The 19,876-nt window shown below is 72.4% G+C and carries 21 protein-coding genes; 11 read left to right on the top strand and 10 right to left on the bottom strand.

Going from position 1 to position 19,876, the window contains the following annotated elements:
- Nucleotides 1-176: 176 nt before the first annotated feature.
- Nucleotides 177-1,556 carry a DNA recombination protein RmuC gene (locus DZG00_RS03310; RefSeq protein ID WP_119381438.1) on the top strand — a complete coding sequence of 460 codons (1,380 nt, stop codon included), beginning with the start codon at nucleotides 177-179 and terminating at the stop codon, nucleotides 1,554-1,556.
- Nucleotides 1,557-1,664: 108 nt separating this feature from the next.
- The gene (fbaA, locus tag DZG00_RS03305; protein WP_119381437.1) at nucleotides 1,665-2,690 is read left to right on the top strand and encodes a class II fructose-bisphosphate aldolase; all 1,026 of its coding nucleotides are present in this window, start codon (nucleotides 1,665-1,667) and stop codon (nucleotides 2,688-2,690) included.
- 76 nt (nucleotides 2,691-2,766) lie between these two features.
- On the opposite strand, the gene DZG00_RS03300 is transcribed toward fbaA, so the two are convergent.
- Entirely contained in the window at nucleotides 2,767-3,603 is an 837-nt protein-coding gene (locus DZG00_RS03300; protein ID WP_119455377.1) for a DUF6264 family protein, read from the bottom strand.
- Nucleotides 3,600-4,634, bottom strand: coding sequence for a 4-hydroxy-3-methylbut-2-enyl diphosphate reductase (locus DZG00_RS03295; protein ID WP_043560941.1), 1,035 nt, complete (start codon nucleotides 4,632-4,634; stop codon nucleotides 3,600-3,602). The genes DZG00_RS03300 and DZG00_RS03295 overlap by 4 nt, the downstream gene beginning before the upstream one ends.
- Nucleotides 4,635-4,736: 102 nt before the next feature.
- Here DZG00_RS03295 and xseA point away from each other — a divergent pair, with 102 nt between their 5' ends.
- The 6 genes from xseA (at nucleotide 4,737) to DZG00_RS03265 (ending at nucleotide 9,473) form a co-directional block, all read left to right on the top strand.
- Entirely contained in the window at nucleotides 4,737-6,053 is a 1,317-nt protein-coding gene (gene xseA / locus DZG00_RS03290; protein ID WP_119382641.1) for an exodeoxyribonuclease VII large subunit, read from the top strand.
- A gap of 10 nt (nucleotides 6,054-6,063) precedes the next feature.
- A complete protein-coding gene (locus DZG00_RS03285) occupies nucleotides 6,064-6,306 on the top strand; it encodes an exodeoxyribonuclease VII small subunit (RefSeq protein WP_119382642.1) in 243 nt (80 codons plus the stop codon).
- Between the two features lie 2 nt (nucleotides 6,307-6,308).
- Nucleotides 6,309-7,016 (top strand): DUF4245 domain-containing protein, encoded by a 708-nt coding sequence (locus DZG00_RS03280; RefSeq protein WP_119382643.1) that lies wholly within the window; start codon nucleotides 6,309-6,311, stop codon nucleotides 7,014-7,016.
- Nucleotides 7,013-7,660 carry a carbonic anhydrase gene (locus DZG00_RS03275; protein WP_119455376.1) on the top strand — a complete coding sequence of 216 codons (648 nt, stop codon included), beginning with the start codon at nucleotides 7,013-7,015 and terminating at the stop codon, nucleotides 7,658-7,660. Before DZG00_RS03280 ends, DZG00_RS03275 begins: the two co-directional genes overlap by 4 nt.
- A gap of 80 nt (nucleotides 7,661-7,740) precedes the next feature.
- Nucleotides 7,741-9,165: a class II fumarate hydratase gene (locus tag DZG00_RS03270; RefSeq protein ID WP_119381516.1), complete on the top strand. Its 1,425-nt coding sequence runs from the start codon at nucleotides 7,741-7,743 to the stop codon at nucleotides 9,163-9,165.
- A gap of 29 nt (nucleotides 9,166-9,194) precedes the next feature.
- Complete coding sequence (locus tag DZG00_RS03265; protein WP_119455375.1) at nucleotides 9,195-9,473, top strand: hypothetical protein; 279 nt, start codon at nucleotides 9,195-9,197, stop codon at nucleotides 9,471-9,473.
- 72 nt (nucleotides 9,474-9,545) lie between these two features.
- Here DZG00_RS03265 and phoH2 read toward each other — a convergent pair whose 3' ends face one another.
- Complete coding sequence (gene phoH2, locus DZG00_RS03260) at nucleotides 9,546-10,892, bottom strand: RNA 5'-3' helicase PhoH2 (RefSeq protein ID WP_119455378.1); 1,347 nt, start codon at nucleotides 10,890-10,892, stop codon at nucleotides 9,546-9,548.
- Nucleotides 10,893-11,106: 214 nt separating this feature from the next.
- Nucleotides 11,107-11,892, bottom strand: a complete 786-nt coding sequence (locus DZG00_RS03255; protein WP_119382362.1) for an isoprenyl transferase — start codon at nucleotides 11,890-11,892, stop codon at nucleotides 11,107-11,109.
- Between the two features lie 81 nt (nucleotides 11,893-11,973).
- On the opposite strand from DZG00_RS03255, the gene trhA reads away from it, so the two are divergent.
- Nucleotides 11,974-12,726, top strand: a complete 753-nt coding sequence (gene trhA / locus DZG00_RS03250) for a PAQR family membrane homeostasis protein TrhA (RefSeq protein ID WP_119382363.1) — start codon at nucleotides 11,974-11,976, stop codon at nucleotides 12,724-12,726.
- Between the two features lie 24 nt (nucleotides 12,727-12,750).
- Here the strand turns inward: trhA and DZG00_RS03245 are convergent, their stop codons facing one another.
- The 5 genes from DZG00_RS03245 to mca all read right to left on the bottom strand — a co-directional run bounded on the left by DZG00_RS03245 (nucleotide 12,751) and on the right by mca (nucleotide 17,486).
- On the bottom strand, nucleotides 12,751-14,130 hold the full coding sequence (locus DZG00_RS03245) for an extracellular solute-binding protein (protein ID WP_119382360.1): 1,380 nt from the start codon (nucleotides 14,128-14,130) through the stop codon (nucleotides 12,751-12,753).
- A gap of 54 nt (nucleotides 14,131-14,184) precedes the next feature.
- Entirely contained in the window at nucleotides 14,185-15,093 is a 909-nt protein-coding gene (locus DZG00_RS03240) for a carbohydrate ABC transporter permease (protein ID WP_119382361.1), read from the bottom strand.
- Nucleotides 15,090-16,079: a carbohydrate ABC transporter permease gene (locus DZG00_RS03235; RefSeq protein WP_119455374.1), complete on the bottom strand. Its 990-nt coding sequence runs from the start codon at nucleotides 16,077-16,079 to the stop codon at nucleotides 15,090-15,092. Before DZG00_RS03235 ends, DZG00_RS03240 begins: the two co-directional genes overlap by 4 nt.
- Nucleotides 16,080-16,260: 181 nt before the next feature.
- Nucleotides 16,261-16,605, bottom strand: coding sequence for a hypothetical protein (locus DZG00_RS03230; protein ID WP_119455373.1), 345 nt, complete (start codon nucleotides 16,603-16,605; stop codon nucleotides 16,261-16,263).
- A complete protein-coding gene (mca, locus tag DZG00_RS03225; RefSeq protein WP_199688969.1) occupies nucleotides 16,605-17,486 on the bottom strand; it encodes a mycothiol conjugate amidase Mca in 882 nt (293 codons plus the stop codon). Before mca ends, DZG00_RS03230 begins: the two co-directional genes overlap by 1 nt.
- Before the next feature lie 66 nt (nucleotides 17,487-17,552).
- Here mca and DZG00_RS03220 point away from each other — a divergent pair, with 66 nt between their 5' ends.
- Complete coding sequence (locus tag DZG00_RS03220) at nucleotides 17,553-18,035, top strand: DUF4307 domain-containing protein (RefSeq protein ID WP_119382725.1); 483 nt, start codon at nucleotides 17,553-17,555, stop codon at nucleotides 18,033-18,035.
- A gap of 60 nt (nucleotides 18,036-18,095) precedes the next feature.
- A complete protein-coding gene (gene greA, locus DZG00_RS03215; RefSeq protein WP_012299701.1) occupies nucleotides 18,096-18,584 on the top strand; it encodes a transcription elongation factor GreA in 489 nt (162 codons plus the stop codon).
- 89 nt (nucleotides 18,585-18,673) lie between these two features.
- Here greA and ilvA read toward each other — a convergent pair.
- On the bottom strand, nucleotides 18,674-19,876 hold a 1,203-nt coding region (ilvA, locus tag DZG00_RS03210), incomplete at its 5' end, for a threonine ammonia-lyase (RefSeq protein WP_311135911.1).

The raw sequence follows: 19,876 nt of genomic DNA, 5'->3' as shown, positions 1-19,876 counted from the left end.
CGGGGCTGGCCGAGGCGGCGGGCGTCGGCATGGGCCGCATCGGCGCGCCGCGCACGCAGACCGTCACGCGGGCCTCGGCCGCCGCCACGCCGCCCATCGACTGGGCCTGATCAGCAGCTCGGCTACCCACCGACCCGCGTCCCTGCCGTGTCGGGGGCCGCTGGCACACTGCACGCATGGATCCCGTCATCGCCCTGCTCGTCGGCCTCGTCATCGGCCTGGCCGTGGGCGCGGTGGTCGGGCTCGCCGTGTCGCGCGCCCGATCCGGGGTGGATGCACCGGGCAGCGCGGGCGAGGCCGCCCGGCTCGCCGCCGCGGAGGCCACGGTCATGGCGCTGCGCGAGCAGCTGGATCGCACGGAGCGGCTCGCCGAGGAGCAGGTCGCGCAGACCACCGCGCAGTACGCGGAGCGCGCCCAGACGCAGGACGCGCTGCACCGCGAGCGGCTCGACGCGCAGGAGTCCCACCTCCGCGAGCAGATCGGCCAGCAGGAGGACCGCATAGCGGAGCTGCAGACCCGGCTGCGCGAGATCCAGCGCGCCGAGGTCGCCCGCACCGAGGAGGACGGCCGCGTGCTCACCGCGCTCAGCCCCGTCGCCGAGAGCCTCAAGCAGGTGCAGGCGAAGGTGCACGAGCTGGAGGAGCAGCGCCGCCAGCAGCATGGCGAGCTGAGCGAGCAGCTGCGCAGCGCCACCGAGGCGGAGGAGCGGCTCCGCGCCACGGCCGAGACGCTCGCGTCGGCGCTCCGCTCGAACAGCACGCGCGGGGTTTGGGGCGAGACGCAGCTGCGGAGCGTCGTGGAGGCGGCCGGCCTCATCCACCGGGTCGACTTCGACGTGCAGACCTCCGTCTCCACGGCGCAGGGCATCGGCCGGCCCGACATGGTCGTGCACCTGCCCGGCGGCAAGAACATCGCGGTGGATGCGAAGGCGCCCTTCACCGCGTACCTCGAGGCGAGCGCCATCCCCGCCTCCGCCACCGGGCCCGAGGGCGCCCGCCGCGACGCGCTCATGAAGCAGCACGTGCAGGCGGTGCGCGACCACATCACGGCGCTCGGAAGCCGCGCCTACTGGGAGGGGCTCGACGCGAGCCCCGAGATGGTCATCGCGTTCATCCCGAGCGAGTCGCTCGTGTCGTCGGCGCTGGAGGCGGATCCGAGCATCATGGAGTTCGCGTTCTCCCGCCGGGTGGCCCTCTCCTCCCCCGTCACGCTGTGGTCGGTGCTCAAGACCGTGGCGTTCAGCTGGCAGCAGGAGGTGCTCACGGAGGACGCGAAGCAGCTCTTCGACCTCAGCCGCGAGCTGCACGCGCGCCTCGCCACGAGCGGCGAGCACATCGCCAAGCTCGGCCGCTCGCTCACGGGCGCGGTGGGCGACTACAACCGCGTCGTCGGATCCCTGGAGCGACAGGTCCTCCCCACCGCGCGCCGCCTGAGCAGGCTCGACGAGTCGAAGGTCATCGGCACGCTCGAGCCGCTCGAGGCGACCACCCGCGAGCTCACGGCGGACGAGTTCACGCGTCCGGCCGCCCCGGTCGCGGACACCCCCGCTCGGTAGAGTGGCGAGCACGCGGGGCCCGGCCGCGGGGCTCACGCTCCCACCGGCCGACGAGGATCCCGCGACAGCCGCACGGCGTCGCCGTGGATCCGCCGAAGGAGATGCACCATGCCCGTAGCAACCCCCGAGCAGTACGCCGAGATGCTGGATCGCGCCAAGGCCGGCGGATTCGCCTACCCGGCGGTCAACGTCTCGTCGTCGCAGACGATCAACGCGGTCCTCCAGGGGCTCACCGACGCCGGATCCGACGGCATCATCCAGGTCACCACGGGCGGCGCCGACTACTTCTCCGGCCACACCGTGAAGAACCGCGCGGCCGGCGCGCTCGCGTTCGCGCGCTTCGCCACCGAGGTCGCCAAGAACTACCCCATCACGGTCGCGCTGCACACCGACCACTGCCCGAAGGACGCCCTCGACGGCTTCGTCCTCCCCATGATCGAGGCCAGCGAGGAGCAGGTCCGCGCGGGCGGCAACCCCATCTTCCAGTCGCACATGTGGGACGGCTCGGCCATCCCGTTGAACGAGAACCTGGACATCGCGACGGACCTGCTCCCCCGCATGAAGGCGATCAACGCGATCCTCGAGGTCGAGATCGGCGTCGTCGGCGGCGAGGAGGACGGCGTCAGCCACGACACCGGCTCGCACCTCTACACGACCCTCGAGGACGCGATCTCCACGGTCGAGGCGCTCGGCCTCGGCGACAAGGGCCGCTACATGGCCGCGCTCACCTTCGGCAACGTGCACGGCGTGTACAAGCCCGGCGGCGTGCAGCTGCGCCCGTCGCTGCTCAAGGAGATCCAGGACGGCATCCAGGCGAAGTACGGCACGAGCGAGAAGCCGTTCGACCTCGTCTTCCACGGCGGATCCGGCTCCTCCGACGACGAGATCGCGGAGGCCGTGCGCAACGGCGTCGTGAAGATGAACATCGACACCGACACGCAGTACGCGTTCAGCCGCTCGATCGCCGACACGGTGCTCCGCAACTACGACGGCTTCCTCAAGGTCGACGGCGAGGTCGGGAACAAGAAGACGTACGACCCCCGCGCCTGGGGCAAGACGGCCGAGTCCGCGATGGCCGCCCGCGTCGTCGAGGCCACGCGCCAGCTCGGCTCGCACGGGAAGTCGCAGAGCTAGCAGCTCACAGCACGCGAACGACGGCGGGGCCGGTCCACCAGGACCGGCCCCGCCGTCGTGCGTCAGATGCCGCGCGTCATGGCCCGCGGCTCGACATGATCTGCTGGAACGCGGGATCCGCGACGATCAGCGTCAGCACGAGGATGCTCGTGATCACGGTCGCGACCACCGCGCCCGCGAGCGGCACCCAGAAGGCCACGCGCTTGCGCTTCACGAGCTCGAGCGAGATCCACGCGGCGAGCACGAAGACGACGATGTTCACGACGTTCACCGCGATGCCGATGACCGAGGTCTGCGGCGTCACCTCGTAGGTGCCGCCGCCGAACAGCGCGTACGACTGGTTGATGGCCCGCGACGGATCCGCGTTCGCGCCGATGCTGCCGACGACGTTCACGAGCCCCGCGGCGAGCAGGCCGACCGTGATGGCGGCGTCGAAGCGGCGCGGCGCCCGGCGCGGCTCCTGCCCGGCGAGGTAGGCGGGGCGCTCCGGTGGGATGCCGGGGGCGGCGGTTCCGGCGGACGGCGTGGACGCGGAGTCGGCCGCGCGACGCGTCCCCCTGCGCTCGACCGCGGCGGCCTTCTCCGCGGCACGGCGGGCGTCCGCCGCGGCCTTCTCGGAATCGCGTCGCTCCGCCTGCTGGCGCTCGCGCGCCACCCTGCGCTCCTCGGCCATCTGCTCGGCGAGGGTCTGCGGCGCGGCGGACTTGCCGGCCTTCTTACCGGAGCGGCTGGCGGACGCCGGGGCGTCGCGCTCGGCCTGGGCACGGCGGTACTCGGCGGCCTCCGCGACGATCCGCGCGTCCGCCCCGGACAGCTCCGACGACCCGCCGACGTCCGACGAGGACGGCGACGCGTACTCGCCGTACCGGGGTGCCGGGCGACCGGGACGGCGCGGGCCGTCGTCGTCGCTCACGCGCGGGTGCGCCCGCCGATGGCGCGGGAGTCCGTGTTGCCGGACTGGTCCTTGCGCAGCTCCTTGGGGAGCGAGAAGACGAGGTCCTCCTCGGCCGTGACGACAGCGGTGACGTCGCCGTAGCCGGCGTCGGCCAGGTCGTCGAGCAGCTCCTGCACGAGGACCTCGGGCACGGACGCGCCGCTCGTGACGCCGACCGTCTGCACGCCGTCGAGCCACTCCTGCTTGACCTCGGACGCGTAGTCGACCCGGTAGGACGCCTTGGCGCCGTACTCGAGCGCGACCTCGACGAGTCGCACGGAGTTGGAGCTGTTCGCGGATCCGATGACGATGACGAGGTCGGCGTCGACCGCGACCTTCTTGATGGCGACCTGGCGGTTCTGCGTGGCGTAGCAGATGTCGTCGCTCGGCGGGTCCTGCAGGTTGGGGAAGCGGGCGCGGAGGCGGCGGACCGTCTCCATCGTCTCGTCGACGGAGAGCGTGGTCTGCGACAGCCACACGAGGTTGTCGGGGTCCTTCACCTCGATCACGTCGGCGTGCTCCGGGGAGTTCACGACGATGGTCTGCTCGGGCGCCTCGCCCGCGGTGCCCTCGACCTCCTCGTGGCCCTCGTGGCCGATGAGGAGGATCTGCATGTCGGCCTTGGCGAAGCGCACGGCCTCGCGGTGCACCTTCGTGACGAGGGGGCAGGTCGCGTCGATGGCCTGGAGCCCGCGGTCGGCCGCGCCCTGGACGACGGCCGGCGAGACGCCGTGCGCGCTGAAGACGACGTGGGCGCCCTCGGGGACCTCGTCGACCTCCTCCACGAACACCGCGCCCATGCGCTCGAGCGTCGAGACGACGTGCACGTTGTGGACGATCTGCTTCCGCACGTAGACGGGGGCGCCGTACCGCTCGAGGGCCTTCTCGACGGCCACGACGGCGCGGTCGACGCCGGCGCAGTAGCCGCGGGGGGCGGCGAGCAGGACCTTCTTGGGTCCGGCCACCGGGTTATCCTTGAGCCTGTTGCGGACGCCGGGCATCCGCGGCATCGACAGGCTGACGACGGGTGCTCCCACGAGTCGCTGGTCAGTGGTCGCTGTAGTCACAGTCCCGAGTCTAAGCGCCCGTGCTGGGCGACGAGTGGGGGAGCCATGAGCGAGACGCGCACCGTGTCCATGCCGGCGGCGGATGCCCCGACGCTCGACGCGCCGTGGCCCGTCTCCGTGCTCTCCGGCAAGATCAAGGGCTGGATCGACCGGCTCGGCACCGCGTGGGTCGAGGGCGAGATCACCCAGTGGGGCGGATCCGGCGGCAACGTCTACGGCAAGCTCAAGGACCTCGACGTCGACGCCACCATCAGCTTCACCGTGTGGTCCTCGGTGCGCGCGAAGATCCCGGCGGATCTCGGCCAGGGCGCCCGCGTCGTCGCGCTCGTGAAGCCCAACTACTGGGTCAAGGGCGGCACGCTCACGATGCAGGTGCTGGAGATGCGGCACGTGGGCCTCGGCGACCTGCTCGAGCGGCTCGAGCGGCTGCGCCAGACGCTGCGCGCCGAGGGCCTGTTCGACGCCGACCGCAAGCGGCGCCTGCCGTTCCTCCCCGGCTGCATCGGACTCATCACGGGCAAGGACTCGGACGCCGAGAAGGACGTCCTCCGCAACGCGCAGCTGCGCTGGCCGAGCGTGCGCTTCCGCGTCGTGCACACCGCGGTGCAGGGCGACCGCGCCGCAGGCGAGGTCACGCGCGCCATCGGGGTGCTCGACGAGGATCCCGAGGTCGACGTCATCGTCATCGCGCGCGGCGGCGGCGACTTCCAGAACCTGCTCGTCTTCAGCGACGAGAAGCTCGTGCGCACCGCGGCCGCGTGCCGCACCCCGCTCGTCAGCGCGATCGGGCACGAGGCCGACCGGCCGCTGCTCGACGACGTCGCCGACCTCCGTGCATCCACCCCCACCGACGCCGCCAAGCGCGTCGTGCCGGACGTCTCCGAGGAGCTGTCGCGCGTGCAGCAGGCGCGCGCCCGCATCGGCATGCGGCTCACCTCGCAGGTGCGCGGCGAGATCGACCGCATCGAGCAGCTCCGGTCGCGGCCCGTCCTCACGAGCACGTCGTGGATCGTCGACTCGCGCGCCGAGGAGCTCGGCCGCTACATCCAGCGCTCCGCGGAGCTCGCCGGCCGCGTCGTCGAGCGCGGGATGCAGCAGACGAGCGAGCTCTCCCGGCAGCTGCGCACGCTCTCCCCGCAGCACGTCCTCGACCGCGGCTACGCCATCGTGCAGACGGCCGACGGATCCGCCCTCCGCGCCCCCGCGGACGCCCCCGACGGCACCGGCCTCGTGCTGCGGCTCGCGGCCGGCGCGCTCGGCGCCACCTCCACCGGCCCCACCGACGACATCCCGTCGTCGGCCGCGCGGCTGCCCGCCTCCCCCGCCCCGGACGCCCGGTCAGCGTCCGGCACCGGAAGCTAGGATCTCCCCCATGCCCACCAGCCCCGCCGACACCGGCGCACGCCTGCCCGACGTCTCCGAGCTCAGCTACGAGGAGGCGCGCGACGCCCTGGTGCGCGTCGTGAACGACCTCGAGCAGGGCACGTCCACGCTCGAGGAGTCGATCGCCCTGTGGGAGCGGGGCGAGGCCCTCGCGGCGCGCTGCGAGGAGTGGCTGCTCGGCGCCAAGGCGCGGCTCGACGCCGCCCGCTCCACCGCGTCCGACGCCGGCTGACCGTGGCGAAGGACCGCACGCCGAACGTCGTCGCCGAGCTCGGCCGGCCGGAGACGCCCGAGGAGACCGCCGCCCGCAAGGCCGCCGACTCCCGCCGCCACCGCGCCAAGCAGACGTTCCGCAACCTGCTCTACTCGCTCATCGTCACGGTGGCCACGGTCGCCGTGATCATCGCGATCGTCCCGCGCTCGAACACCACGATCCTGCCCGACGTCGACTACGGCGCCGTCGCCGCCGAGGCCCAGGGCGGCTTCCCGCAGACGCTCGTGGTGCCCGACCTGCCGACGGCGTGGAAGAGCAACGACGCGGAGATCCGCCCGGCCGGCCGCGACGGCGTGGCCGTCTGGTACATCGGGCTCATCACGCCGAGCAACCGCTACATCGGGATCTCGCAGGGCATCGACGCGAACCCCACCTGGCTCGACGAGACCCTCCAGTCGGCGCCCGAGGTGAGCTCCGAGGAGATCGGCGGCCTCGAGTGGACGCTGTACGACAACTCGAGCGCCGAGGATCCGGGCAACGTGGTCCTCGCGGCGAGCGCCGTCGACGGCGACAGCACCTACGCGATCTACGGCACGGCCGACGCGAACGAGCTCCGCACCGCCATCGAGGCGGTCGCGGCCGCTCGCGGAACCACGGCGGGCACGACGCCGACGCCGACGGACGGCACCACCAGCACCACCGCACCCGGAGAGGGGACCGAAGGATGACCGATCAGGACGAGGCCGTGCAGACCCCCGCCGAGGTGTGGGCCGAGATGATGGAGGGCAACGCCCGCTTCGTCGCCGGCGAGCCGCGCCACCCGCGGCAGGACGTCGAGCGCCGCGCCGCCCTCGCGCACGTGCAGCGCCCCACGGCCGCCCTGTTCGGCTGCAGCGACTCGCGCCTCGCGGCCGAGATCATCTTCGACAAGGGCCTGGGCGACCTGTTCGTGGTCCGCAACGCCGGCCAGATCATCTCCGACTCCGTGCTCGGCAGCCTCGAGTACGCGGTCGCCGTGCTGGGCGTGCCGCTCATCGTGGTGCTCGGGCACGACGAGTGCGGCGCCGTGCGCGCCGCCATCGAGAGCGCGGCGCCCGACGCGGAGGCGCTGCCGCCGCACATCGCGCGCCTCATCGCCCCCATCGAGCCGGCCGTGCGCCGCGTGGCGGGCGACCCCGTCGTGCCGAGCGAGGTCGACGCGGGCGAGGTCGGACGCGAGCACCTGCGCGACACCGTGACCCGCATGCTGGAGGCGTCCGAGATGATCTCCGACCGCGTGGCGGCCGGTAGCCTGGCCATCGTCGGCGCCAACTACAAGCTCCTCGAGGGCACCGCGGTGCCCGACGTCATCGTGGGCGACATCCCGCGCTGACAGCGCGATCCGCGCTGACCGCACGACCCCGCGGCCCACGGGCGCGGGCGCATCACCCGTTCCCGAAGGAGAGAAGCAGCGTGGCCGACATCGCCCCAGGATCCCCGAGCAGCGCGGACCAGTTCCGCATCGAGCACGACACGATGGGCGAGGTGCGGGTCCCCCGGCACGCGCTCTACGCCGCGCAGACGCAGCGTGCCGTCGAGAACTTCCCCATCTCGGGCCGCGGGCTCGAGCCCGCGCAGATCCAGGCGCTCGCCCGCATCAAGCGCGCGGCCGCCATCGTGAACGGCGAGATGGGCATCATCGACGCAGACGTATCGGCTGCCATCGTGTCCGCCGCCGACGAGGTGGCTGGCGGATCCCACCACGAGCACTTCCCCATCGACGTGTACCAGACGGGCTCCGGCACGAGCTCGAACATGAACATGAACGAGGTCCTCGCGGCCCTCGCGACCGCGTCGCTCGGGAAGCCGGTGCACCCGAACGACCACGTGAACGCGTCGCAGTCGTCGAACGACGTCTTCCCCACGTCGGTGCACGTCGCCGTCACGGGCGCGCTCCTCGCCGAGCTGATCCCGGCGCTCGAGCACCTCGCCACCGCGCTGGAGACGAAGGCCGAGGCGTGGAAGGGGCTCGTCAAGGCGGGCCGCACGCACCTGATGGACGCGACCCCGGTCACGTTCGGCCAGGAGTTCGCCGGCTACGCCCGGCAGATCCGCCTCGGCATCGAGCGCGTGCGCACGGCGCTCCCCCGCGTCGCCGAGGTCCCGCTCGGCGGCACCGCCACCGGCACCGGGATCAACACCCCGGTCGGCTTCCCGCAGAAGGTGATCCGCGTGCTCGCGGACGACACCGGCCTGCCCGTCACCGAGGCGCTCGACCACTTCGAGGCGCAGGGCGCGCGCGACGGCCTCGTCGACGCGTCCGGCGCGCTGCGCACCCTCGCGGTCAGCCTCACGAAGATCTGCAACGACATCCGCTGGATGGGCTCGGGCCCGAACACGGGCCTCGGCGAGCTCCACATCCCGGACCTGCAGCCCGGGTCCTCGATAATGCCCGGCAAGGTCAACCCGGTCATCCCGGAGGCCGTGCTCATGGTGTGCGCGCGCGTCATCGGCAACGACGCCACGGTCGCGTGGGCGGGCGCGTCTGGCCTGTTCGAGCTCAACGTCGCGATCCCCGTCATGGGCTCGTCGCTGCTCGAGTCGATCCGCATCCTCGCGTCCTCCACGCGCCTGCTCGCCGACAAGACCGTCGACGGTCTGCGGGTCAACGAGGAGCACGCCCGGGCGCTGGCGGAGTCCTCGCCGTCCATCGTCACGCCGCTCAACCGCATCATCGGTTACGAGGCGGCCGCGAAGATCGCGAAGCACTCGGTCGCGCAGAAGATGACGGTCCGCGAGGCCGTCGTCGACCTCGGCTACGTGGAGCGCGGCGAGATCACCGAGGAGCAGCTCGACCAGGGCCTCGACGTGCTGCGGATGACGGCGCCCGGCCTCTAGGGCGCCGCCAGCGTGAGCGAGGCCGGGGCATGACCGCCGGCTCCGGATCCGCGCGCGACCCGCGGGCCGGGCTCGGCGCGGTCGATGCCGCCATCGCGGCGCACCCGCTCTCCTCCGACCGGGTGCGGCGCGCCCACGCGGTCGTCGAGGCGGGCGACCGCGACGACCGCGCGGCGGTGGACCGGCAGCTGGCGGCGGAGGACCTCCCCGGGCTCGCGGAGCTCGGGAGGATCCAGGTGCGCCACTCGGTCAGCTGGTGGCGGCTGCATCGCAGGCGTCGGCGGATCCTCGCGCGGCTCGACCGCTAGCGGCACCACGACGACGACGGGCGCCGGTCCCCGCGGGGACCGGCGCCCGTCGTCATGCCGGGACGGCGCGGATCACACCGGATCGCCGTCGAGCAGCCCCGTCACGAGGGCCGCGATCGCGCTCCGCTCCGAGCGGGTGAGCGTGATGTGGCCGAACAGCTCGTGGCCCTTGAGCGTCTCGATCACGCTCGCGACGCCGTCGTGCCGGCCGACCCGCAGGTTGTCGCGCTGGGCGACGTCGTGCGTGAGCACCACGCGCGAGTTCTGGCCGATGCGGCTGAGCACCGTGAGCAGCACGTTGCGCTCGAGCGACTGCGCCTCGTCGACGATCACGAACGCGTCGTGCAGCGAGCGCCCGCGGATGTGGGTGAGCGGCAGCACCTCGAGGATCCCCCGCTCCACCACCTCGTCCATGACGTTCTGCGAGACGACCGAGCCGAGGGTGTCGAACACGGCCTGGGCCCACGGGTTCATCTTCTCGGCGGCGTCGCCCGGCAGGTAGCCGAGCTCCTGGCCGCCCACCGCGTACAGCGGCCGGAACACCATGATCTTGCGGTGCTGCTGCTTCTCCAGCACGGCCTCGAGCGCGGCGCAGAGGGCGAGCGCCGACTTGCCGGTGCCGGCGCTGCCGCCGAGGGAGACGATCCCCACCTCGCGGTCGAGGAGCAGGTCGATCGCGAGCCGCTGCTCGGCCGAGCGGCCCTTGAGGCCGAAGACCTCGCGGTCGCCGCGCACCAGGTTCACCGTGCCGCGGCGGACGACGCGGCCGAGGGCGGATCCCCGGTCGGAGTGCAGCACGACGCCCGTGTTGACGGGCAGGTCCTGCACGACGCGCGACTGCAGGGTCTCGCCGTCGTAGAGGTCGGCCATCTGCTCGCTGGAGAGCGTGACGTCGGCCATGCCGGTCCAGCCGCTGTCGACGGCGAGCTCGGCGCGGTACTCCTCCGCCTGCAGGCCGATGGAGGCGGCCTTCACCCGCAGCGGCATGTCCTTCGAGACGACCGTGACCGCGAGGCCCTCGGTCGACAGGTTGAGCGCCACCGCGAGGATCCGGGAGTCGTTGTCGCCGAGCTGCAGGCCGTTCGGGAGGCCCGACATGCTCGAGTGGTTGAGCTCCACCCGCAGCGTGCCGCCGGCCTCGCCCACCTCGATGGGGAAGTCGAGCCGCTCGTGCTCCTCGCGGAGCTGGTCGAGGAGGCGGAGGGCCTGGCGCGCGAAGTAGCCGATCTCCGGGTCGTTCCGCTTCGCCTCCAGCTCGGTGATGACGATGACCGGGATCACCACCGCGTGCTCGGCGAAGCGGAAGAGCGCACGCGGATCGGACAGGAGGACGGAGGTGTCGAGCACGTACGTGCGCTCGGCCTGCGGCGTCCCCTCCCTCCGGCTCGCGCGTCGTGCGGTGCTGCTCTGGCTGTCCATCGGGGCCACGGGCCACTCCATCCCCGAGCTGTCGCGCTCGGATCCTGACGGCGATCGGGCCACGGTGGCGAGAAGAGATCCTGCGGCCCTCTCGATCGGGCGCCATGCCCGATGAGTGCGAACCTACGTCGCGCCCCGGCCTCCTGACCAGTGCCACGCGCGACCCGATGTGTCAGGGACATTAACTCTTCCCCGGCGCAGCCGCCGGGACGCGTCAGGAGCCGAAGCGGCGCTGGCGCGACGAGTAGTCGCGGAGGGCGCGGAGGAAGTCGACCTCGCGGAGGTCCGGCCCGAGCGCCTCCATGAAGTAGAGCTCGCTGTGGGCCGACTGCCACAGCATGAAGTCGCTGATGCGCTGCTCGCCCGACGTGCGGATCACGAGGTCCGGATCCGGCTGCCCGCTCGTGTACAGGTGCTCGCCGATGAGGTCGGGCGTGAGGAGCGCCGCGAGGTCCTCCAGCGTGCCGCCGGCGAGGTGGTGCTGCTGCACGATGCTGCGCATCGCGTCCGCGATCTCGGTGCGCCCGCCGTAGCCGACCGCCAGGTTGATGTGCAGCCCGCCGTTGCCCTTCGAGCGCTCCTCGGAGGCGTCGAGCCGGGCGATGAGCTCCGGCGGCAGGCCCTCGTCGGATCCGACGTGCTTGACCCGCCAGTCGCGGTGCCGGGAGAGGTCCTCCGCGAGCTCGCCGATGATGTCGATGAGCGCGGTGAGCTCGGCGCTCCCGCGGCCCGTGAGGTTGTCCGTGGAGAGCAGGTACAGCGTGGTGACCTTGATGTCGAGGTCGTCGCACCACTCGAGGAACTCGAGGAACTTGGCCGCTCCCGCGCGGTGCCCGTGGGCCGCGGACTCGAGCCCGAGCTGGCGTGCCCAGCGGCGGTTGCCGTCCAGGATCATCGCGATGTGGTGCGGCAGCGCGTTCCGGTCGAGGCCGCGGCGGATGCGCTTCTGGTACGCCCGGTAGAGCAGACCGCGCCACGGTCGGATCGGCTTCTCTCGCACGGGTGCCACGCTATCCCACGCGCCCGTGAGCCCGGATCGCCCGCCGGGGTGACGTCCCCCGCGCTGTCCTACACTCGCAGGATGACGCCCGCCGCCCCATCCACCGGACCGTTCGGCACCCCGGAGGACCAGGCGCAGGACGACGACCACGTGGCGCACCTCCCGCTCGTCGAGGACGCGCAGGACGTCGGCCCCGAGCCCAGGCCCACCTGGCGCGGGTGGCTTCACGCGGGCATGACGCCGGTGGCGCTCGTGCTCGGCGTCGTGCTCATCGCGGTCGCCGACGGAGCCGCGGCGAAGATCGCCTGCGCGGTGTTCGTGGCGTCGTCGCTGCTGCTGTTCGGCGTCTCCGCGGTCTACCACCGGTTCGACTGGTCGCCGAGGGCGAAGATCCTCCTCAAGCGGATGGACCACGCGAACATCTTCCTGCTCATCGCTGGCTCGTACACGCCCATCACGGTGCTGGCGCTGCCGCACGACAAGTCGGTGCTGCTGCTCTGGCTGGTGTGGTCGGGGGCCGCGGTCGGCGTGCTCTTCCGCGTGCTCTGGATCGGCGCCCCGCGCTGGCTCTACGTGCTGCTGTACCTCGTGCTCGGCTACGCGTCGCTCGTGTTCATCGTCGACTTCTTCCGCGCCGACGCCGCCATGATGTCGCTCATCCTCGCGGGCGGCCTCGCCTACACGGTGGGCGCCGTCGTCTACGCGCTGAAGCGGCCGAACCCCTGGCCCGGCCGCTTCGGCTTCCACGAGATCTTCCACGCGTTCACCCTGGTGGCGTTCCTCTGCCACTGGACGGGGATCCTGCTCGTGGCGACGCACCCGCCCGTCGTCTGAGCGGGCGGGCGCGTCGGGCGCCCGCTACAGGTAGGGCTGCACGTTCTCCGTGTACGCGGAGGTGAGCTGGGCCGCGGCGGCCGGGAACACGTCGGCCGGGTCGGCGCCCTGCGTGAGGATCTGCGACCACGGCTGCTGCAGGTACGTGTCGCCGTTCGGGATCAGCGTGCGCGCCCAGTCCTGCGAGCGCACGTGCTCGAGGCTGTCGTACGCGGTGCGGAAGGCCGGGTTCGACGCCCAGAAGCCCGTGAGGTCGGTCGACTGGCCGGCCGAGGTCCGGACGGGCGAGTAGCCGGTCTTCTTCGCGAAGGCCACCTGCTGGTCGACCTCCGTGACGTGCTTGATGAACATGGCGGCCGCGAGCTGCTGCTCCTTGGTCTTGCTGCCGATGACCGCGAGGCCCGTGCCGCCCGTGGGCACGAACCGCCCCTGGGGTCCGCCCGGCAGCACGCCCGTGCCGATGGGGAACTTCGCGCTCGCGGTGACGATGCCGACCGCGCCCGCCGACGCGATGGTGCTCGGCGCGAGCCCGCCCGCGAAGTCGACCGCGGTGTCGCCGCTGGCCGCCGCCACGTTCGCGATCTTCGAGTCGAAGACCAGGCCGCGCGCGTAGCGGGCAGCCTCGAGAGTCTCGGGCTGGTCGAGCTTGAGGTCCCAGCCGTCGGAGTACTGCCCGCCGCGGCCCCAGAGGACGTTGCTCATCGCCCAGGTGCCGATGGATCCCTGCGGCATGCGGAAGGCGGGCGTGCCGCCGGTGGCCTTCATGATCGCGGGCGCCCACTCCTCGAGCTCCGCCCAGGTGTCGGGCGCGCGGTCGGGGAGGCCGGCCTTCTGCCAGATCGACTTGTCGTAGTAGAAGATCGGCGTCGAGCGGGCGTACGGCACCGCGTAGCGCGCGCCGTCGTACAGGTAGTCGTCGAGGAACACCCCGTTGAAGTCGTCGAGCTCGAAGCCGAGGTGCGACATGAGGCCGTCCATCGCGATGGACTGCTTGTTGACCATGTAGCGGAACCACCAGGTGTCGCTCGCGTTGACCATGTCGGGCATGCTGTCGGTGCCCGCAGCGGCCTGCAGCTTCTGCGCGATCTCGTCGTAGCTCGCGCCGCCCGTCACCACGTTGACCGTGATGCCGGTCTCGGCCAGGAAGTCGGCCGCGAACTGCGCCTCGAGGTCGGAGGTCTGGCCGGGGTGCGTGGTCCACCAGGTGATGTCGGTGGCGGGCTGGATCCCGTCCCAGTCGGTGTCGGGGGCCGCGGTGGCCGCCGTGTCGCCGCCGACCGACGGGCCGGAGCAGGCGGCGAGCATCGCGGTGCCGCCGAGGACGGCGCCGAGCTTCAGCAGGCCGCGGCGGTCGAGGGGTCGGGCGGCGAGGCCGCCGAGGGCCGAGCGGGGGGCGATGGGCATGGTTCTCCTGGGTTCGGGATGCGGGTCGGGCGGGGAGGGAGGAGGAGGCGCGCGTCAGCCGGTCACGGCGCCGGCGGTGAGGCCGCCGACGATGCGCCGCTGGAAGACGAGGAAGACGGCGAGCACGGGGAGCGTGACGATGACGGTGCCCGCCATGAGCACGCCCCAGTTGGTGATGCCCGTGGTGTCCTGGAGCAGCGTGAGCCCCACGGGGAGCGTCATCATCCGCGGGTCGGTGGTGACGAGGAGCGGCCAGAGGTAGTCGTTCCACTCGCCGACGACGGAGACCAGGGCGACGGCGGCGATCGTGGGGCCCGACATGGGGATCACGAACGACCACAGTCGGCGGAGGTGCCCGGCGCCGTCCATCGCGGCGGCCTCGAGCACGGAGCCCGGCAGCGTGAGGAAGTGCTGGCGGAAGAGGAACGTGCCGTACGCGCTCGCGACGCCGGGGAGGATGAGGCCCGGGTACGTGTTGATCCAGCCGAGGCCCGCGACCACCTGGTAGTTCGGGATCATCACGATCTGCTGGGGCACGAGGAGCGCGAGGATCACGACCCCGAACCAGACGTTCCTGAAGGGCACGCGGATGAAGACCAGCGCGTACGCGGTCAGCAGCCCGAGCAGCACCTTGAGACCGGAGCCCGCGACCGTCTTGATGACGCTGTTGGTGGCGAGCGTGGAGAAGGAGACCGTGTCGGAGGCCGTCTGGTAGTTCGTCGGCGCGAACGACGACGGGAGGATCGTGAGCGGAAGCGAGTAGATCTCGCCGAAGCCCTTGAAGCTCGTGAGCACCATCCAGACCAGCGGCAAGAGCATGACGAGGACCGCGAGCGCCAGCGCGAGGTAGGTGCCGGCCAGCGGCGGACGCGAGGAGGCGCCCGGGCGACGTCGGCCGAACGGCAGGCGACGCGCACCCGCGGGAGCGCCCGTCGGCTCGGGCCGGGTGATGGTGGCGGTCACGAGTAGTGCACCTTCCGCTGGACGACGACGAGCTGGACGAGCGTGACGACGAGCAGGACGAGGAAGAGGATCGTGGCGACGGCCGAGGAGTAGCCGGCGCGTCCGGCGACGAAGCCCTCGTGGTAGATCTGGTACATCATCGTGGTCGTGCCCTGCAGGGGCCCGCCCTTGGTCATCGCGCTGATGAGGTCGAAGGTCTGCAGCGAGCTGAGCAGCGTGGTCACGCTGAGGAAGAACGTGGTCGGGCTGAGCAGCGGCAGCACGACGCGGAGGAACGTGCGGATCCGGCCGGCGCCGTCGAGGGACGCCGCGTCGAGCAGGTCCTTCGGCACGGCCTGGAGGCCCGCTAGATAGATGAGGGCGCAGTAGCCGAGGTCGCGCCACACCTGCACGGTCGTGACCATCGCGAGTGCGGCGCCCGGGTCGCTGTACCAGTCGGGCGACCGCAGCCCGACGGCCGTGAGGGCCGCGGCGATGACGCCGAAGTTCGGGTCGAACACGTAGAGCCAGAGGAAGCCGACGGCGACGCCCGAGAGCACGTACGGCGCGACGATGATCGTGCGCACGGGCCCGCGCAGCCGGATCCGCCGGTTGAGCAGCACGGCGACGCCGAGCCCCAGCACCATCGAGCCCACCACCGTGACCCCGGTGAAGACCACCGTGACGGAGACCACGGTCGGCGTCTGCGGATCCTGGAACCAGGCGACGTAGTTGGCGAGGCCGACCTCCCGCGCCACGGAGGAGCCGATGTTCCACTGCAGCGTCGAGTAGTAGAAGGACTCGAGGAGCGGCTTGTACGTGAAGACCGCGAGGAGCAGCACGTTCGGCCCGACGAAGGCGAGGAACAGGAGGCCGTCGCGGATGCGCGGGCCGCGGCGGCGACGCGGTCGCGAGGATGCGGCGGGGCGCCTGGCGTCGGTCACGCGCGGTGCCCGGCCGGTCGGGGGCGGCGCGGCCACCCGGGCGGGCGCGGTGGTGTGCGTCACGTCGGTCGTCCTCCTCGCGCGCCTCGGATCGGGAACGTTCCCGGGCGCCCGGCGAGCTTCCCCAGCGGGGATGAACGGACCGCTTCCTGCGGGTGGCGGAGGGGTGGACGAGCGACGGCCAACGCCCCCTGTACGGGGGGCGTCGGCCGTCGGGTCGAGGCGCGCGCGGACGCGCCGCGGATCAGGTGCGGGGAGGTTCGGCCGGTCCGTCGGGCGCGGCCGGGTCGCCGGCGGCCGGATCCTCCGGCGTCGCCGGGAGGTCGCGCTCGGGAGCGGAGTCGCGCGCGAGGTCGGCCTCGAGCTTCTCCGCCTCGAGCCGGCCGCGGATCTCCTCGCGGTAGCGCGTGCGGCGGATCCGCCGGGTCATGTCGACCATGAGCAGCAGCACCACGACGGCCACGAAGAAGATCGCGATGAAGCCGATGGGACCGGGCGACACGGTGTCGGGGTCGAACTCCGCGGTCGGCGTGGGGCTCGGCGTCGTCGTCACCGCGGCCGCGAGGCGCAGCACGAGGTCGGCGCCCATCACGCGTGCGCCGCCTCGTCCTCGTCGACGATGCCGGCGAAGAGGTCGTGCTCCTCGTCCGGCGCGTCGATGCGCGACTCCACGAGCTGGAAGTCCTCGAACGGCCACGCCCGCTGCTGCAGGTCGCGCGGCCAGCGGAAGAACGTGCTGTCGGGCGCGACCTGGCTCGCGTGCGAGAGGAGCGCGCGGTCGCGCGCCTCGAAGTGGTCGGCCACGTGGACGTGGGTGGTCGCGAGGTCGGGGCGGTCGCCCATCCAGCCGAGCATCTCGTCGACGGCCTCGAGCATCTCGGGTGCCGCGTCGGACGCGACCAGGTGCTCGCGCACGGCGCGGATCTTGGCGCCGTTGAAGATCCGGTCGAAGTAGAGCTTGGAGATCTCCCACGGCTCGCCCGCGTCGGGATAGGAGCCCGCGACGCCCGACTCGCGCCAGGCCTCCATGGCGATCACGTGCGCCTGGATGTGGTCGGGGTGCGGGTAGCCGCCGTTCTCGTCGTAGGCGACGAGGACGTGCGGGCGGAACTCGCGCACCAGGCGGATGAGCGGCTCGGCCGACACCTCGACCGGGATGCTCGCGAAGGACCCGGGCGGCAGCGAGCCGTCCTCGCGCGCCATGCCCGAGTCGACGTAGCCGAGCCAGCGGTGCTGCACGCCCATGACCGCCTGCGCGCGCGCCATCTCGATGCGGCGGAGCCCCGGCAGGTCGCGCTCGGCCATGGCGCGCTCCGCGAGCCCCTCGTTGAGGATGTCGCCCGCCTCGCCGCCCGTGCAGCTGACGACCATGACCTCGGCGCCCTGGTGCGTGTAGTGGGTGTACGTCGCCGCGCCCTTGCTGGACTCGTCGTCGGGGTGGGCGTGCACGGCCATGAGGCGCAGGGTCACGGGGCTCCAAGGGTGGGGAAGGTAGTCTGGATCCCCAGAGTACAAGGTGCGTGTGAGGAGATCGCCGTGACGACCGAGTCCCGCTCCCCCGCACCCGCCGGGCCGCACGCGGAGGACGACGAGACCGTCGAGCACCGCGTCCCCGCCCCGCGATCGACGCCCGCGCTCGACGAGCGGTACGGCCGCACCCGGCCCGCGCGGATCCGCCAGCGCTGGCTCTACGGCACAGCCGGCGGCCTCGTCGCCCTGGTGTTCGGCGCGTGGGTGCTGTGGGCGGGGCTCGACCAGGCGTCGGGATCCGTCGACGCCACCGACCGCGCGTTCGACATCGTGGACGACCGCACCATCGACGTGACGTTCTCCGTCGTGATGCCCGCCGGCACCCGGGCCTTCTGCGCGGTGCAGGCGCAGGACGAGCAGCGCTCGATCGTCGGCTGGAAGGTCGTCGAGCTGCCGGCGCAGGACGGGTTCGAGCGGATGGAGACCGTCCGCCTCCGCACCACCGGTCCCGCGGTGACGGGCTTGATCCACAGCTGCTGGCCCGCCTAGACTCGGTGATTCGCCCTGACGGATCCGTCGGGGCGTCCGTGCGAGTGCAAGGAGTCCATCGTGGCGCAGGAGCAGGCAGTCACCTGGCTGACCCAGGAGGCGTTCGACCGCCTCAGCAGGGAGCTCGACACCCTCAGCGTGCAGGGCCGCGAGGAGATCGCGAAGAAGATCGAGATCGCCCGCGAGGAGGGCGACCTCAAGGAGAACGGCGGCTACCACGCCGCCAAGGAGGAGCAGGGCAAGATCGAGGCGCGCATCCGCCAGCTCACGCAGCTGCTGCGGACCGCCGAGGTCGGCGACGCCCCCGAGAGCCACGGCGTCGTGGAGCCCGGCACGGTCGTGACCGCGCTCATCGCCGGCGACGAGACGAAGTTCCTGCTCGGCAACCGCGAGATCGCGGGCGACAGCGACCTCGACGTCTACAGCGAGCAGTCGCCGCTCGGTGCGGCCATCATCGGCTGGGAGGTCGGGCAGAAGGGCGCGTACACCGCGCCGAACGGCCGCGAGATCCCCGTCGAGATCCAGGCCGTGGAGAACTACACGCCGTAGCGCCGGCGTCATCACGACGAGAGGGGACGCGGACCGCAGGGTCCGCGTCCCCTCTCTCGTGGCCGGGCGGCGCCGCGGGGCGCCCGGCGTCAGTCGCGCTGCAGGCGGGGGTCGTAGCCCGCGTCGCGGAGGCGCTGGACGACCTCGCCGGTGTGCTCGGGTCCGCGCGTCTCCACGCTCACCTCGAGCTCGACCTCGCTGATCTGCAGGCCGCGGCCGTGGCGCGTGTGCAGCACCTCGACGACGTTCGCGTTCGCCTCGGAGATGATCTGCGAGGTGCGCGCGAGCTGGCCCGGGCGGTCGGGCAGCATGATCCGCAGCTTGACGTAGCGGTCGCTCGCGGCGAGGCCGCGGCTGATGACGCGCTCCATCATGAGCGGGTCGATGTTGCCGCCCGAGAGGATCACGACCGTGCGGCCGGCGTCCTTAACGAGCCCGGCGAGGATCGCCGCGACGCCCACCGCGCCCGCGGGCTCGACGACGAGCTTCGCCCGCTCGAGCAGGAGCAGGAGGGCCCGGGCGGTGTCGTCGTCCTCGACCGTGACGACCTCGTCGACGCTGTCGCGGATGATGTCGAAGTTCAGCAGGCCCGGCTTCGCGACCGCGATGCCGTCGGCGATGGTGGGCGTGATCTCGATCTCGGTCGCCCGGCCCGCGGCGAGCGAGGGCGGGTACGCGGCGGCGTTGCGCGCCTGCACGCCGATGACGCGGATCGTGCGGCCCTCCTCGGCGGCCCGCAGCTTGAGGGCGGTCGCGACGCCCGAGATGAGCCCGCCGCCGCCGATCGGCACGACGACCGTCTCGACGTCGGGCGTCTGGTCGAGGATCTCGAGGCCGAGCGTGGCCTGGCCCGTGATGACGTCCTCGTGGTCGAACGGGGGGATGAGCACGGCGCCCGTCTGCGCCGCGAACTCGGCGGCTGCCAGGAGCGGCTCGGCGACCGTGTGCCCGCGGAGGACGACCTCGGCGCCGTACTGCCGCGTGGCCTGGAGCTTGGGCAGCGCGACGCCGACCGGCATGAAGATCGTGGCGCGGATCCCGAGCTCGCGGGCCGCGAAGGCGACGCCCTGCGCGTGGTTGCCGGCCGACGCCGCGACGACGCCGCGCGCCTTCTCCTCGTCGGTGAGGCGCGAGATGCGGTTGTACGCGCCGCGGATCTTGTACGAGCCCGTGCGCTGCAGGTTCTCGCACTTGAGGTGCACGGGGCTGCCGAGGATCTCCGCGAGGAACCGCGATGACTCCATCGGCGTGACCTCGGCGACGCGGCTGACGACCTCGCGCGCGGCCTCGAT

Source organism: Clavibacter lycopersici, from assembly GCF_003576405.1.
Taxonomy (GTDB): domain Bacteria; phylum Actinomycetota; class Actinomycetes; order Actinomycetales; family Microbacteriaceae; genus Clavibacter; species Clavibacter lycopersici.
Note: the sequence above shows the minus strand (reverse complement) of the source record. Positions and strands in the feature narration are given on the sequence as shown.

Coding starts and splice junctions, on each gene's coding strand:
- DZG00_RS03245 (WP_119382360.1), bottom strand. CDS start 14,130: ATGCCCATCGCCCCCCGCTCGGCCCTCGGCGGCCTCGCCGCCCGACCC.
- fbaA (WP_119381437.1), top strand. CDS start 1,665: ATGCCCGTAGCAACCCCCGAGCAGTACGCCGAGATGCTGGATCGCGCC.
- phoH2 (WP_119455378.1), bottom strand. CDS start 10,892: ATGGACAGCCAGAGCAGCACCGCACGACGCGCGAGCCGGAGGGAGGGG.
- DZG00_RS03275 (WP_119455376.1), top strand. CDS start 7,013: ATGACCGATCAGGACGAGGCCGTGCAGACCCCCGCCGAGGTGTGGGCC.
- DZG00_RS03295 (WP_043560941.1), bottom strand. CDS start 4,634: ATGCCGCGGATGCCCGGCGTCCGCAACAGGCTCAAGGATAACCCGGTG.
- trhA (WP_119382363.1), top strand. CDS start 11,974: ATGACGCCCGCCGCCCCATCCACCGGACCGTTCGGCACCCCGGAGGAC.
- DZG00_RS03310 (WP_119381438.1), top strand. CDS start 177: ATGGATCCCGTCATCGCCCTGCTCGTCGGCCTCGTCATCGGCCTGGCC.
- xseA (WP_119382641.1), top strand. CDS start 4,737: ATGAGCGAGACGCGCACCGTGTCCATGCCGGCGGCGGATGCCCCGACG.
- DZG00_RS03285 (WP_119382642.1), top strand. CDS start 6,064: ATGCCCACCAGCCCCGCCGACACCGGCGCACGCCTGCCCGACGTCTCC.
- DZG00_RS03230 (WP_119455373.1), bottom strand. CDS start 16,605: ATGGGCGCCGACCTCGTGCTGCGCCTCGCGGCCGCGGTGACGACGACG.
- DZG00_RS03265 (WP_119455375.1), top strand. CDS start 9,195: ATGACCGCCGGCTCCGGATCCGCGCGCGACCCGCGGGCCGGGCTCGGC.